Source organism: Mycoplasma sp. 4044 (genome assembly GCF_053851695.1).
In genome coordinates this window covers 15,116-32,258 of record NZ_JBSQBD010000002.1, presented here as the reverse complement: position 1 = coordinate 32,258, position 17,143 = coordinate 15,116, and the positions used below count along the sequence as shown (strand labels likewise).

Genomic DNA, 17,143 nt, shown 5'->3' with positions numbered 1-17,143 from the left:
GAAAAGACCTAAAAAATATTTTTTTATTTACTATGTAAACAAACTAAAAGAGTAAGTTTCGGATATTTGTAGTAAAATCTTCAATATGAAAAAAATAGCCAGCAAAGGTAAAGTAGTCAAAAAGATATTTAATTTCTTTAACTACTTTAAGCGAATGGGAAGTATCAAACATATTTTTCTCATTTACCTATTAATAACCTTTATTATAAGTTTTCTCTTGTATTCGAAAATTACTTGAAATCTTGATAGTAACGGACAACCTATGGGAAAAAAAGATTTTTCTTATAGTGATGCTTTATTTTTAGCCGCTAGTGCATTTAGCGATACCGGGCTAAGTTCTGTTAATATTAGTGAACATTTTAATGCCCTAGGTCAAGCGATAATTGCAATTGGCATATTAATTGGAGGTTTTGGTTTTTTTACCTTGAAGCTTTATTTCTTCAACTTGGTAATAAGACACTTTGGATGAAAAAGTACTAACCATGATGTCTCTTTAACTCAATTTGAAAGAGGAACGGCCGTCATTGGTGATACAAAAAGACTAGTTAAAGTCAGTGTGACCACCTTATTTATCACAATTATCATTAGTTCGATTGTTTTATTTTTATATTTTTACTTTTCAAATGATGGTTTTTATGATGATAAAGCTTGAGTACAAGACTGAAAAGCACATCATAAATTTGATCGAGTAAGTAGTTTTGATCCGATAGTAAGTGGCAAGTTCGACCCTAAGGGTAATATCGAAATGTCGCTACGGTATGCTGTTTTTCACTCAATCAGTGCAGTTAATAATGCTGGATTAGACATTTTAGGTGGTAAATCTTTACAAGTTTATTACACAGGATACGGAATTCAAATCATTTTACTAATTTTATTCATTATTGGGGGAGTTGGTTTTCCTACTATTTATGACATCTATCGTAAATTAGAATCACTAGCCACCAAAAAGCGTTACCGTATCACTTTATTTACAAAACTGAATATCACAACATGATTAATCATTTCAGTAGTTGCTATTGCCTTGACTTTTGCTTTAGAAACAACGGCATCCAGTCGCATGGCATTCTGAAAACAAGAACAATATGGTTCAACAGCTAACAAAAGCCTAGCTATTTTCTTCAATACAATGGCAACTCGGAGCGCTGGATTTTCAACTATTGATTTTTATGTTTTGACCCAACCAACCTTAGTTTTACACGGAATTTTAATGTTTATTGGGTTTGCTCCTTCGTCAACAGCTGGAGGGGTAAGCAATATCACTATTGCAATACTATTTTTAAGTATTTTTAGTGTTATCCGGGGAAGAAAAAATATTGTTACTTTCCGTCGTCAGATCGGAAAAGAAACCCTTATCAAAGCAATTAATGTTTTTGTAATCGGGTTAGTTTTAGTATTTATTGGTATGTTAGTAGTCACAACTTCAGCAAACGGACTAACAAATGAATCATGAAAAGATTATGACGGTTCACAAAAGAAATTTAATTTCGTTTTAGTGTTTTTTGAAACTTTATCAGCTTTCGGTAGCTCCGGAATATCAACTGGACTATCGGCTAACCTTAATATTTATTCAAAAATAACACTGATTCTATTGATGTTTATTGGACGGATTGGAATTAGTTCAACAATTCTAATATGAGGAAGACAAAAACACTATAGTTCAAGAATTCAATACATTTATGAGGATATTTCAATTGGATAACTTGGAATAGGAGATTAGTATGCAAAAGAAAAGAAAAATTGCTGTTGCTGCTTCATTAGGGCTTTTAGCACTATTAGGAGCAACAATTCCTACATCGATTTTATTGACAAAGAAAAACTCAAAAGAAGAACCTAAACCACCAGTAGTAGAAAATAGTTATGCTATTAGTGGAAATATCAAATACGCTGCTTTAGGAGACTCTATTGCAGCTGGTTTTAATGTTAAACTAGGATTTGATCAAGGTGGATATTACGATAGTGAAAACAAAGAAGTACAAGGAATGTCTTATTCTTCTTTTATTGCCAATGCAATTCGTGAAACCAATCCTAATCGCCTTGAAAGCTTTTATAATTTCGGTTTGTCAGGAACAACAATCACGGATTGACTATATCTTTTAGACCCACAATCTGCAAGCGAAAATGAAAAGCAAAAAGCTACTTCGAACTTGAAATTTGACTTAAATATTGATAGTGACAGCAATAATCCAATCACTATCCAAGGACAAAAAAGATTGCAATATTTATTCAATAATTTTGAACAAGCTAACAATGAGTTTGGTATTTTACAGCAACAAATTAAGAATGCTAATTTGATGACTATTTCACTTGGGGCAAATGATTTCATTAACCAAGTTGACTTATTCAGTATTCTTTCAACGTTAAGTTTTGATGAAACAAATAATTCTGAATTAATCAAAAAATATTATGATGATTTTATTTCACAAGCTCAACAAGCAAGCCAAAACATCATTGAAAATTACACAAAATTAATTACCAAACTTAAAGCAATCAATCCGGATTTAAGAATTAATTTAATTTCTTATCCAATGCCTTTTTTAAGACTTTCACCACTTATTGATAAAAAATTCAGTCTTTTAACTACTGATTTGACTGAAAAAGCATTAGATATCTTAAATGGTGCAATTAAACAAACAGCAGCTAATACCGATGTTCAATACATCAATACTTTTGACAAAATTTACTGACTAAAAAACGCTAACTTGTTATCAAGTAATATTTTTGACATTCACCCAGATATTGCTGGATACAAAAAAATGGCACAAGATATCTTCTTGAAAATGTCATTAACTCAAGATGAAGAAAACGGTCAAATAGTGGCTGATAAAGATTATCTAGATAGTGATGCAAATAGTTTTAAACAAAGTCTAAAATTTGCCAAAAGCAATATAGAACTAAAAAGAATTGTGTTGAAATTGAGTGCTTCAGGAGTGCAAAACACCGATTCTATTGATGTTAGATATGACTTTGAACAAACCGTTTATAACAAAGCAATTTACAATTTCTTATTAAAAAATCCAGTTGTTGATTATGGAAAATTAATTAAATTCTGAACTAACGATTCGGCCTTATTATTTGAAAAAGAAAATTTTGAATCTTTACTAAAACGAATGTTTAAAAATATTGGTGTTGACTATGATCAAATGCCAAATATTAAAGCATTTTTTGCTAAATTGATTGCCGACAACAAGCAATCTTCATTTATGTCGAAATTAATTGATGCATTTGTTGAATCAAAATATATCGATAAGCTTTTTGCTAATTTACAAGCTGATTTAGACAAATTAATCAGTGAAAAACAAATTGAAAACATTTCAGTTAATGAAATTCAAAACGTTTTTGAAAAAAACATTTTCAATTTGCCACTAATTTTTGCAACCTTAAAATCGATTTACAAGTCTGATGTAGTTAAAAATGAGGAAGATAAAAATTACTTCAAATCATTACAAAATGCAATCGTTAAAGATTTGTTAACAAGCAAAATTGTCTTAGAACTAATCGATAAAGATCACAAAGATGTTGTTAATGCAATTTTAAATGATGAAAAAATCAATAATTCTATTTCTTCTGCGGCTTCAGCAGTTTTAGATGATTTTATTGATAATTATGATTTTTATTTTGCTTCTTCATACTCAATGACCGACTTATTAAGCAAAGTTTACGAGCGCCACGGCGCAGAGATTCGTAAAGTTATTGCTACACTTATCGACTTTTTAGCTAACAATAGTTCATTTGAAAAGTATGTTTCAAACGTTGTAATTAATCAATTAGAAAATACTTTTGCAACAAAATATAGTGATGAACAAAAGGCCAATATTGCCCACTTTGCAGTTCAAAGTTTAAAAGTTATTCCAAGCAAACCATATTTAGATGGAATGCTAGATTTAATCATTTCTAACTTTATAAAAAGCATTGAAAACAACAACTTTAACTTCAAAAACTTTATGCTTCAAAGCATTTATGGTGCAATTTTAAAACCATATAAAGGTAATGAAAATGCTGAAGTTATTTTAGATTTTATTAACCAAATAGGTAATGATGAAAAATATGCAGCAGGTCTAAAAGATATTCTTGAATCATTCGTTAACAGTAACTTGATTACTGATATTTCATTCACTGACTTAGGACAAAGTCAAATTAGTGTCGAAGAAATCAAAAAATTAGCAGTAATCTTGATTAATAATGAACAGCTAGTAACTAATGAAAATCTAAAACAAATCCTAAAAGATATTTTCAAATTATTAGTTGAATCAAACGTTTTAAGATCTGACTTAATTCCACAATTTTTAAGTGCCTATGCACAAGGGAATTTAGTTAATAAAGTTTATGCCTTCTTAGATAAAAACAACCTAGTTAACGGACTTAATTTACGTTATCTAAATCAAGGTGGACTAAGAGAAGCACTAAATGAATGAGTTTCAGCGTTATTAAACGATATTTTTAGCAGTTCTAAATTTAGTGATGCATTAGTAGAAATTTTCAATAATTTTATTGATAATATCGCTAAATTCAAAGGTGCTACATTTGAAGAAATTCTGGCTAACTTAGTAAAAAATATCGATTTATTGAAACCAGAAAAAGTACTTTCAGCTCTAGCAGATGTAATTAACCAGGACTCAAAATCAAAACAAAAAGGTTTAGATCTTTTCTATAACGCTTTAGAAGTTTATTTTGACATTGAATTATCAGGACAACAAAAAACCTTGTTGCAACAAAATATTGCAGCTGTTCTTCAAAATTTACCAAATACTGTTTTATTTAAAGAATTAATTCAAAAAGTAACACAAACTGAAATTCAAAACAAAACTTCAGCTGATTTTTTTGAAGAACTCGCTAAAAACATTAATAGTATTTTCAAAGTTAATACAATCGAACTGATTAACAAGTTTTTTGGTGTAATTTTTGCAAAAGATAATAACAACAACGATTTTGTTAATGTTAAATTAGACAAATGACTATTAGCATTGCAACCAATCGTGCAAAGCCCTAAATTCTACAATGTTGTATTCGATAATTTAAAACTTAAAGACAAATTAATTAGTTTAATCAAAAATATCGATCTAAGTTCATTACAACTAGAAGATAGTTTAAGACAACAATTGCAAAACATCATGAACCGTTTAGGTTATGTAGTCGAAGAAAAATTTGACACATTAGTTAAAGAAGCACTTGAACAAATTTTTGCTTCTTTATTCAATGAAGAATCAATCAAAAGAGCACAAGCCAGTCCACACAATTGATACAAAGACTATGCAACAGTCAAAATCACTGAAGCAATTGATAAACTATTAAACAATGTTTTAAGTACTTTACTAAATGATTCTGAAAATACTCAAAGCATTGCTTCATCAGTAGCTGATTTCATTGTAAATTACTTAAAACAACACATTCAAGCTACACAAAGTGATTTTGACACTATCAAAAAACTACTTGAAAAAGTTTTTGCTGAACTTACTCAAAAAGATTTTGTTCGTTCAACAGCTAAAAGTATTTTTGACAAATTATTGAACTCAATTAATCTAAGTGATGATTTAGTTGTTTCACTTCAAAATACAAATTTAAGTAATTTATTGAATGTAAAAAGTGTAATTAACACTATTTTGATTGATAACATTGATAAATTACTAGATCTTCTAACTGATAAAGAAATTAACACCATTGTTCGTGTATTAGACAATAACTTCGATACTGTGGCCAAACTTTTAATGCCGAAAGAAAACAAAAATTCTGAAACTAATGCTGAAGTTAATAGTGGAATCACAGATAATGTTGAAGTTAACATTCAAATCAATGGTGAAACAATATTTAAAGTAATTAAAGCGTTTAACAAAAAATTAACTGCTTCGCAATATAGTCAAGACACTAGAAATCACTTGAATAGTTTAGTTGATAAACTTTCAAATAATGACTCAATTAAAGACTTTTTTGTTCAAAAAATCGCTTCTCTACTAACTATTGACGAACAAAAAGGTGAGGAAATTTGAAACTTACTAGCACAAGATAGTCAAACTAAGACTATTCTAAAGGATGTTTTAAGTCAAACTTTAACTGCTAACAATTCAGAAGTCAACAAAGCTAACAACTTTGCTAATTTAATTACTATCTTTGTTAACAAGAACAGAGAAGAACTTTCATCATACATCGATTCACTAGTTCAAAAAATTAACAATGTTTCAGTAATTAGAGATTTTGTTATTGACAAAATCACTGATTTGATGAAAAAAGAGTTAAAAATCGACTCATTAAACAAAGAAGTAACTACCGATATCAAAGAAATTCTTTCGCAAGTTATTTCTAAGGCTAATACATTGGATGTTTACCAAAGTTTAAAAAAACAAGTACTTGATAATTTCAATAAACTAGATCAAAAAGATATTAATGATTTAAATTCAATTACCTGAGCTAATTTATTCGAAGGCTTAACAGTTGAAACATTATTAAATAAACACGACATTAACTTGCTAGTTAATGCTCTTTTCACTAATGAAAATGTAGCTCGTTTAACTAGAATTTGACTGGCAATCAAAAAACCGGTTCTGGATTTAGTGTTAAGCGAAAAAACTAACGAACAATCACAAAATCAAGAAGCAAGTGATGAAAAACAACAACAAAGCAGTCAAAACACAGATCCATACATTGGAATTATCAAGAAAATTATTAATTCTGTAAACTTTGAAAACGAACAAATTAAAACTAATTTGACTTCGTTTATAACTTTTGCTATTAAAGATTTTGTTGAAAATAACTTATTTGATATCAAACAAATTAAAGATGCTTTAACTGAAGATCAAATTACATTAATTAAGCAATTAAGCATTAATTTCGTTAGTGATCCAGATTTTAACGAACTAGTAAGCTCATTTGTTACAAGTGTTATTGCTTCAAATCGTTACGAAAATGTAACATCAACAAAAGATTTTGTTAATCAATTAGTAAAAGACAATGTTGACAAGGTCATTAATTTAGTCAAAAAATCATTATCACAAAGTTTAACTACAGAACAAAATCAACAAGCTTGAATAGATTTAGTAAACGAATTAATAATCAAAGAATTAAAACTAAATGATGAACAACAAGCGACTTGAAAACAATACTTTGAACAAGTTGCTAAAAGATTACTTTCTGTTATTCCTTCAACTGAACTTTACAATAGTGCATTCGCAAAAATAAGTGAAATTTTAACTAAAAACGATTTATTAACTAGCCTAACTGAGATTAATCAAGAATTAGTAAAACTTATCAAACAACAATTATTAAATGTTGATTTTGTATTTGATTCAACATCGAAACCAGACGTTGATAAGATTCTAAATGCTTTATTTGTTTCGACTGACACTGAAGATCAAGATGTTGAATCAATTTATCAATTATTGGTAATTGTTATTGATTCTCTAAAAGATGAAGAAGGTGAACCTTTAGACTGGAAATCACTAGTTGTTAAAATAGTTAAATTAGTAAGCAATTCAGTAACTAGCAATGGTGAAATAATAGCCCACAAACTAGTCAAATTAGGTCTAAAACTAGCTGATGGCGAAATTCAAAATCAAATCAATAAGCTAGATCTTTCAGAAGAGATAAAACAATTAATCAATGATTTTGAAAAACAAGCTTTAGAAAATAAACAAATTATTTCGCTTCTAGAAAAAACAATTTACAATGTAATTTCTAGTCCTGACTATCAAGGAATTGAAACTTTTGATGCTTTAGTTAATAAAGCATTTGAACTAAACAAAAATGATTTCATCTCAACAATTAGTTCAGTTGCAAAAGACTTCATTTCACAACCAGATAATAAAGCAAAACTGGCTAAAATCATTGCTTCTACAATTAATGAAAAACTTAACAATTTAGCAAGCAAACAAGAAAAAAACGCTTTGCAGAATTTAGTGCAAAAACTTCTTGAATTTGTGTCTTCACAAGACATAATTGATACTATTAGCAAACGAGTTCAAACAGTTCTTGAAAACCAAAATAATTTAATGGTTGATGGCAAATTGAATACTGATGTTTTCCAATCCGTTATCAATGGATTATTGAATGAAGAATTTTTAACTTCAGTCTTTAATACTGAAAATGTACAATCTTTATTACAAAAAGTATTGGGAACTGAAGAAAATGACACTGAATTAGATGATTTAGTAAATATCTATCATTACGTATTAAAAGTTGTAAAAGACCAAAACAAATCTTCACAAACTAGTGATCAAAATACTCAAACAGATTCACAACAAACAACAGGTAAAAACACTATTTCAATCCCTGAAATCAATTGGGCAAAAGTAATAATCAAAGCATTTAGTAACTCGTTACCTGATAGTTTTGACAAAAAAGATGTTTTAGTTAACAAACTAGTAACTTTATTAACTAAAGTTGCTGCTGATTATCTAGACAATGAGTTAACAAAATTAGATTTTTACACATCATTAACTCAAGAACAAAAAGACTTATTGCAAAAAGTTAAAGCAAAAGTTTTAAATTCTTCAAATCTTCAAAACACTCTAAAAACTGTTTTATCTGACTATTTATCAACAGATAAATATCAAAATGAAGAGACTGTTGCTGATTTTGTAAATGATTTTGTTAAAAACAATAGTCAAGTAGTTCTAGATTATGTAAAAAATGAAATTTCTTCATTACTAGGTGATAATGAAATTGCACAATCTTTAAATGATGTGCTTCTTCACTTAATTGAAGAGAAATTAGAAATTAAAGAAGAAGATAAAGCAACATTTGAACAAAATGCTGCACCTTTAGTTTCGCGTCTAATTGCTAAACTAAGTTCTAGTGACTTGTATGCTAAAGTATTCGAAAAATCAAAGGAAATTTTCGATGCAAAAGATTTACTAACTCCAGAACTTGCAATTAATCAAGAATTTGTTGAAGCATTCAAAAAACTTTTTGGCTCAATCAATTTTGTATTTGACAATGCTTCTAAAGGTGATGTCAAAGTTTTAGCAAACATCATTTTTGACGTTAATGACAAAGAAGATAATGATGTTAAACAACTAGCAAAACTTTACAAAATTCTATATCCAGAAATTGTTAAATTAATCAATAAATCGCAACAAAACGAAGGTTCACAAGGTTCTGAAGATAGTCAAGATAAACAGACTTTAGACTGAAAAGACTGAGTCGTTAAAACTGTTAAAATGCTAAATAATTCAGTGGATGAAAACGCTGATATCATTAGCAAAAAAGTTGTTTTATTGGGACTAAATATTGCAAGCGAACAATTAAATGATTTAGTAGATAAGAGTCAAAATCTAACTCAAGAACAAAAAGACTTAATCAAACAAGTTATTGAAAACGGTTTTGCAAATACTAAATTCAATGAATTTTTAACCAGTGCAATTCAACAATTAATTAGTCAAAATGACTATGATGATTTAACTACTTTTGATGCCATAGTTAATAAAGCTTTTGCCTTAAATAAAGAACAATTAGCTCCAATGCTAGAAAACTTAGTTTCTGATTTAATGCAAAATGAAAATTTAAAGACTAATTTAGCCAAAATAATTGTCGATTTAATCAATACAAATCTAAATAACTTAGCTTCAGAGCAAGATAAACAAGCAATGATCAATGTGGTGCAAAAACTACTTGATTTTGCAAACCAAAATTCTGTGTTAAATCCAATTATTGAAAAAGCCACTCAAGTTCTAAATGCAAATGAAACAATCATTAGTGATGGAATGTGGAACAAACAAGTTGTTCAAGATATTGTTAATGCTTTAGTTGATAAAGATTTCATTAATAGTCTACTAACTGATAAAAATATTCAAGCACTAGCTGAAAAAATCTTGGGAACAGGACAAGGAAAAGATGAGCTAAATGATTTAGTTCAAGTCTACCGTTATGCTCTTAAAGTTGTTAAAGATAAGGCAAATAACCCGCAAGAAGCAAATACTGATTCACAACCAGAAAATACTAACGAAACAGATAGCAATCAATTCAAAATAGAGTTGCCACAAATAGATTGAGGCTTACTAGTCTTACAAGCTTTCCATAACTCAATGCCAAATGATTATGCAAATCAAGAAGTAATCATCAATAAACTTTTAGATTTAGCTAAATTAATTAGTCAAGATTATTTAGATAACGAGTTTAAAGAAACTGCAACATTTAAAAACTTGACAACCGAACAACAAAATCTATTTAATGTTCTAGAAACAAAACTATTAGTTTCTGAAAATGTCGATAATGGACTAAAATCAGTTCTAAAAGATTATCTTGCTAGCGACAAGTACAAGACTAAAACTTCAGCAGCAGACTTCGTTAATTCACTAGTTAAGGCTAACGTACAAACTGTAACGACTTCACTAAAAAGCGAAATTACTAGTCTTTTAAGTGACAACGATGTTAAAGAGTCGATAATTCAAGTTGTCTTAAAACTAGTTGAAAAAGAACTAAAAATTGAAACTGAAAAAATTAGTGATTTTGAGCTTAATGCAACTCCACTTCTAAGCCGTTTACTAGCTAAAGTTTCAACAACTACCTTGTTCCAAAAGGCATTTGAAAAATTTGCTTCAATCACTGAAGCTAACGACTTGTTAACAGCTTCACTAGAGTTGAACAACACTCTTGTTGAAGAATTGAAAAAAGAATTCTTAACTTTTGATTTTGTGGTTAAAAATACTGCAAAACAAGATATCAATGTTGTTGCAAACACAATTTTTGACTCAGCTGATGCACAAAATCATGATGTTGAACAATTATTTAAACTTTACGAAATTGTTTATCCAAACTTAAAAGAGTTATTAACTTCAAAACAACAAGAATCAAAATCTACAGATGCTGAAATCAGTCAACCAGTTGATGAGAATTCACAAGCCAGTCAAGGTCAAACACAAGAACAATTAACCTGAAAAGATTATGTTGTTAAAGTCGTAAAACTTCTTTCAAATTCAGTTTCAGATAATAGTCAACAAATCAGTCAAAAAGTTGTGCTTTTAGCGCTAAAAATAGCTAATAAACACTTAGTTGAATTCTTAGATAATGAAAACAACAACACTCTTAGCCAAGCACAAAAATCACTAATTGCTTCACTAAAAGATGTAGCAATTGAAAATCCAAAACTAAACCAAACCCTTGCGAATGCTGTTGCTAACTTAATTGCTTCTGAAAACTATAAACAATTAGAAGATTTTGATGCAATAGTTAACAAGGCATATAACTTAAATAAAGAAGCTATCATTGATTCACTATCTTCAGTCATAGCACAAAGTTTAGCAAGCGAAGACATCAAACAAAAACTATCACAAGTTATTACTGAAGCAATTAATACTTCTTTTGATAAACAAGCAAACGAACAAGATTTACAAGCATTAACTAACCTAGCAAATAGACTAATCGATTTTGTTAGTGAACAACAAATCTATGACTTAGTTTTAAATAAAGCTAAATCATTCCTAGCAACAAAAGATAGCATTATTACAAATTCCGCTTGAAACACTAACCTGGTTCAAGAGTTTGTTAACGACGTAATAAATGAAGAGTATCTAAAAACCATCCTTAGTGCACAAAATATTCAAAAATTACTTGAAAAAGTACTTGGATTAACTGCTATTGAGCAAGAATTAGATGACTTAGTGCAAGTTTATGACTATGCATTTAAGGTAATTAAATATAAAAATGAAAACTCTTCACAGGAAGCTAACACTGAAAGTCAGGAAACTGTTGATAATAAATTCCACTTATCAGTTCCGAGCTTAAATTGAAGTTTAGTTATTGCTAAGGCACTTCATGGATCACTTCCTGAAGAATATGAAAACAATGCAATCATAATTTCAAAAATAGCAAAATTAATTAACAAAGTTGCTAACGAATTTGTTAACAAACAATTAAAGGATTTACCAGAATATGCAAATCTAAGTCAAAATCAGAAAGACTTGATCGAGCAATTACGTCAAAAAGTTTTAAATCAAGATGATTTGATTAGCCTAGTAAAAGATTTAATTAAAGATTTTGCTTCAACTCACAAATATGAAGAAAAACAAAGTATTGAAGAATTTGCTAATGCTGTAATAAGAGCAAATACGCAAAGAGTGATTACATATCTAAAAGAGAAAGTAGCATCTCTATTGCAAGATGATGTAGTAAACAATTTAGTCGCTAAATCGTTAGCAGATGTAGTACAAAAAGCAACAAAACACAATTTTGTCGAAGACCAAAGAGAAAGTTTTGAAAGATTAGCACAAAGAATTCTAAAAACAGTTGCTAGTGTTCCTGCATACAACGTAATATTTAATAAGATTTCAACAGTCTTGAGTGAAAATGATATTTTTGCCTTAAATTGAAAAGTTAAAGATGAATTCATCAGGGCAATAAACAATATTTTTAGCTCAAGTCAAGCAATTGGTGAATTGTTAGATCAGCCAAGTCTAAAAGCAGTAATTAATGCTATTTTTGACACTGAAAACGATATCGATCAAGCGCAAGACGACATCTTAAATGTTTATAAATGAGCAAGAACTATTGATAACAAACAATCTTCATCAAACAACACTCAAGAACACTCAAATACTGATAAAAATACTGATTCAGAAAATCAAGACACTGAGCAAGATACTGAAAATAGTCAAAAAATTGATTTAACATCACTTGCAACGAACATCATTAAAACCTTAAATGGAGTTATTGAACAAGATAATGTAAAACTAAAAAGTGCAGTTGCTAATGTAATGTATAACATTGCTAAATTTGAGATTAGTAATTTAGACTTAAAAGATGTATTGAAAGATTATGCTTCGCAAGAAACTAACATCAAAAACTTGTTATTGGCAATTTTGGAAAATCAAAAACCAACAGATCTTGAGTCAATGAATACCAGTCTTTTAACTTCATTGATTTTCAAATTCTTAGATAAAAGTTATGATTTAACGCCAGCTCAAAATGCCAACGAAGTAATTAAAACATTCATTAAACTTGCTAAAGGTGATGTAGTAGTAGGAATTGAAAACTTTATCAATTCAGTTCTTTCAGATGAAAATATCAAGTCTTCATTAAAAGAAATTCTTATTGAAGTACTTGCTAAATATGTTGGTGTAGAGCAATTAACTGATGACCAAAAACAAGCAACTAGAAATGTTTTGGAAAGTTTATTCACCTTTATCAAAGGCACAGATGTTTACACAACAGCCTTAACGAAAATACTAGACAAACTGCAAGATGTTGACTTTATTAAGGATTCACAATTTAATAAAGCAGGAATTGTTAGTGCAGTTAAAGAAGCATTTGAAGATCTTGATCTAAGTGAATATGTCACTGAAAAGAACACAAAATTACTAATTAACTCTATGATTAATTCAGAACATTCAGCAAAAGACTTGATGACTGTTTACAAATTAATTAGATCTAAGAGTCTAGAAGCAATTAAACAAATCACAGATAGCAATGGCACAGACTCTTCAGAAACATCAAATCCTGAGTCAAGTTCAGAATCGAATAGTCAATCTGAAGAACAAGCAAAACAAAAATCGAACAAAATTATGAATGCCATTTTGGTTGTTCTAAAAAGTTTGAATGGTTCAACAAATGAACAAATTTCTCGTTGATCTTCTGACTTTGTATCGCAATTCATTAGATATGAATTAGGCATTGAAACAGAGAAAAACTTAGTAAAAATCAATTCCGATTTCATTTCAGATCCTACAGTGCAACACATTCTGTCAACTGCTGTTAACAATGAGGAAGTTGATGCATTGTTGCAGGGAATAGTACAAAAATACTTGTCAAATAAATTAGACGAGTATCAAAATGCTGAAGATTTAAACAATTTTGTAAAACAATTCATCTCCCTAAACATTGAAGATCTAAAAAATATATTGATCAAAGGTTTAGACGCAGCATTTTCAAAAGAATCAAATACACAAGAATTCTCACTAGACTTATTTAATTACATCAATAATAAATACAAAATAGGCTTAACAGTTGGCAACGAAAATGTAATTCAATTCAGATACTACATTGAAGCATTATTATCAAAACTAGCAAAACAAAACTTTGCTAAGAGATTGATTTCTGATGCAATGGAACAACTGAAAGATTTAGATATTCTTGATGGAATGGTACTAGACAGTAAGATTTTTGACAAACTATTAGTAAAAATCATCACTAATATTGATTGAAATGCAATTATCACTAGTGAATTACCTGAATATGTAATTAATACTATGATTCCTGATGAATCAATTGATTTTGCTGATAGCAAACAGCAAGATGAAGCTGTAAGTACTCAAACAGATAAACTTGCCAACTTCTTAGATTTCATTATGCAAATTGTTAAAAAGATAACAGAACAGGAAGCGAAAGCAAGCGAAGGAGCAACAAGTGATACTCAAGACGTTCCTTCAACTGAACAGGATCCAGAATTAGAACAAAAGAAACGTGAAAAACTTGAAGGTATTGTTCTTAACTTGCTACGAGTATTTAACAACTCAATTCCTAACCCAAATAATGAAACAATTCCTAGACTCAAAGCACAAATTATTTCTGATGCATTTATTCGTCTAGCACGCAATGCTATTTCCAACATTAATATTGCTTACTTGTTAGGAATTACTGATGAAGAGCAAGAAAAAGAAGTTAACAAACTTGTTAAAGACATTTCAACATATGATAGTATCAGTAGATTTGTTCGCCAATTATTAAGCGATTTCTTCACAAGTGATCTAAAAACTTGAAAAGAATATACATCAGGTGATGAACAAAGTCTACAAAAGGTTTTAAGCCTATTAATTAAACACGAACAAACGCCAGTTAAAAACTTCATTAAAGACACTCTTCTAACTTTCATTGGCAAAGAAGAAAACCGAAGAATTTTTAGTAAAGCGGTATTTAAAGTTATGAAACTTGATAATACTACCGATGATGACATTACTACATTCAGTACATTTATCCAAAGAGTGTTGCCTCAAATCATTAATACTAACTGATTTGAAAATAAAATTCTAAATCGTTCATTCTGATGATTACAAAAAGAAGCCCTAAATTTCAATATCTTTAAACCAACAGAATTCATTACCAGTGCTATGAATAAAGTAATTTCTAGAATACCAATCGATGATATTACTATTCTTAATAGTTTGATGGGAAGAACTGATAACTGACCAATAGGTCCAACAATGATGGTTAAACTTATTAACTTATTTATCGGAAAATCAAATTTTGAAGATTCTCCACTATATAATGGTTTAAGAAACTTAAATATGGATCCAGATCCTTCAAAAAGAACAAGTAAGAAAGATATCGATAAAATTACTGGAAGCTCATTTTTTGAAGTAATCGGAAAGCTAACTGCCAAATCTGGCACAGCAAATGTTCCTGAAGGTGAAAATAAAGACTACTGAGTACCAAGTCCGGGAGATATCGTAAGTTTCCTTTCTAAAACATATGAATTATTGGCTGTTGCCTGGACTAATGCAAAAGTTCCTGATGATTATAAAGATTTCAAAAAACGTCGTCAATATGAAGAATACAAAGCTGTTTATAGAATATTTACATTGGTAAATTACGCAGTATTTAATATGTATTATCGTGAAACTTATGTTGATGATAGAGAAAAAGGATTTATTGGAATGTTTACATCAAATGTTGCAACATTCTGAGCATTACAGGAAGATAATGCTAGTGGTGTCCCACTCAAAAAGTTCTTGGCTTACTATTTTAAAGGTGGGAACAAAACCAATTACGACAGAATAAGAAATGAGTTGAATCTTTATTACACAAACTATAATTGACCTAGATATTATTATGTAGAAGAAAAAAACTATACTCCAGACTCAATATTCTTTATTTTGATGACTTCTGGATTTAAAGCGGGAGATCCAAAAGCAACAAGTCTTTATATCAACTTTGATGCTTATGGTGATGGTCGTCCACATATAACTAAAAAAGAATATGTTCTTAAAACCATAAAAGACGGTGGGTGAGCCATCTCAATGAATAATTCAGGAAAAGTTTCTATTAATAAATATTCAAAAATGGATCAAATCAAAAAAGGACAATACTAATAATATTTTCAATCTAACAAGAAGAGCAAAACATATTGTTTTGTTCTTTTTTTGTTTGCTTTTTATCGCAAACTTGAAATAAAAAAGTGAAAATCCCCCTAATTTTTCGAGTTTATGAGGTAAACATGGTTACAAAAAGAGCTAACTTGGTGATTTAAAAATCTAAGTTATGAGTTGTTAAGTTGTCAGTTGCTAAAAAACTTTTGTTTTGCAAATTTTGTTGATTGGGCTCTAGGATGTAGTCAAAAAATGCTTTGACGAAAGGTAAAGTAGGTCAGTTAACTGAGCTAAAATTTTCGTAACTTTCTGTTAGTTAGTCTTCTTTTGTTAACGGTTTTTTCATGTTAGTCTCCTTGGGGGTTTTATAATTTACTTATATGAAAGTATTAAAAACCTTTAAATTTAAATTGTTTTTTTGAATAAGTTTGACAATCATTGGTGTCTTTGTAATTCTTTTTACTTCTATCTTTTTACATTTGGGTAATGATGCAATAACGGTTAAGAATGGTGCATGAAACGGTAGTTTCAATTTCGCACAAAAGCTTGTTTGAGGTGGTTCTAATCCATTAATAGTTACCAATAAGTATGAAGCCATAAACGATTTTTACATCATGACATATCACAGATCGGTTCAAAACACCCTTTATGCCTTTTGTTCTCTTTTCATTATTTTTGGTATCTTTTTAACAAGTTTTGCAGTTTACAAAATGGTAAGAGTTATTAAATTAAACAAATTAGAAGCACAAGCACAAAAAACCAAATTAGTTAGTTAATTTTTAGAAAGGATTAAGAAGTGGTCAATAGACTGCTTTTTAATTTATTTATGAGTTCTTGAGTGAACTTGTTTTGTTTTTTTCACTACGTTATTCGACTAACTAAATGCTTTTTGAGTAATTATTGAAAGACTAATACAAACAAGATGCATCAAAAAGACTCAAAAGATACAAAACATTTGTATCAAAACATCTTTTTTTGTATTTTCGAGAAGAAACATTAATATAACAGCTATAATCGTCTTTTACTAAAAAGGCTGTGCTGTACTGAAAAAGTATTACAGTATAATTAAAATTATGTCTAAGTACAAGATAAATATGAAAACAAATGATACATTAAGTAACGTTATTTGACGCGAAGCG

General features: G+C 29.1%; 3 protein-coding genes. All 3 read left to right on the top strand.

From position 1 onward, the window contains the following. Nucleotides 1-262: 262 nt before the first annotated feature. The 3 genes from ACWXVN_RS02190 to ACWXVN_RS02180 all read left to right on the top strand — a co-directional run bounded on the left by ACWXVN_RS02190 (nt 263) and on the right by ACWXVN_RS02180 (nt 16,780). Nucleotides 263-1,699: a potassium transporter TrkG gene (locus ACWXVN_RS02190; RefSeq protein ID WP_438341765.1), complete on the top strand. Its 1,437-nt coding sequence runs from the start codon at nt 263-265 to the stop codon at nt 1,697-1,699. Between the two features lie 19 nt (nt 1,700-1,718). Continuing rightward, nucleotides 1,719-16,007, top strand: coding sequence for a GDSL-type esterase/lipase family protein (locus ACWXVN_RS02185; RefSeq protein WP_455978977.1), 14,289 nt, complete (start codon nt 1,719-1,721; stop codon nt 16,005-16,007). A gap of 377 nt (nt 16,008-16,384) precedes the next feature. Then, nucleotides 16,385-16,780 carry a hypothetical protein gene (locus ACWXVN_RS02180; protein WP_455978976.1) on the top strand — a complete coding sequence of 132 codons (396 nt, stop codon included), beginning with the start codon at nt 16,385-16,387 and terminating at the stop codon, nt 16,778-16,780. The last annotated feature ends 363 nt before the right edge of the window (nt 16,781-17,143 follow it).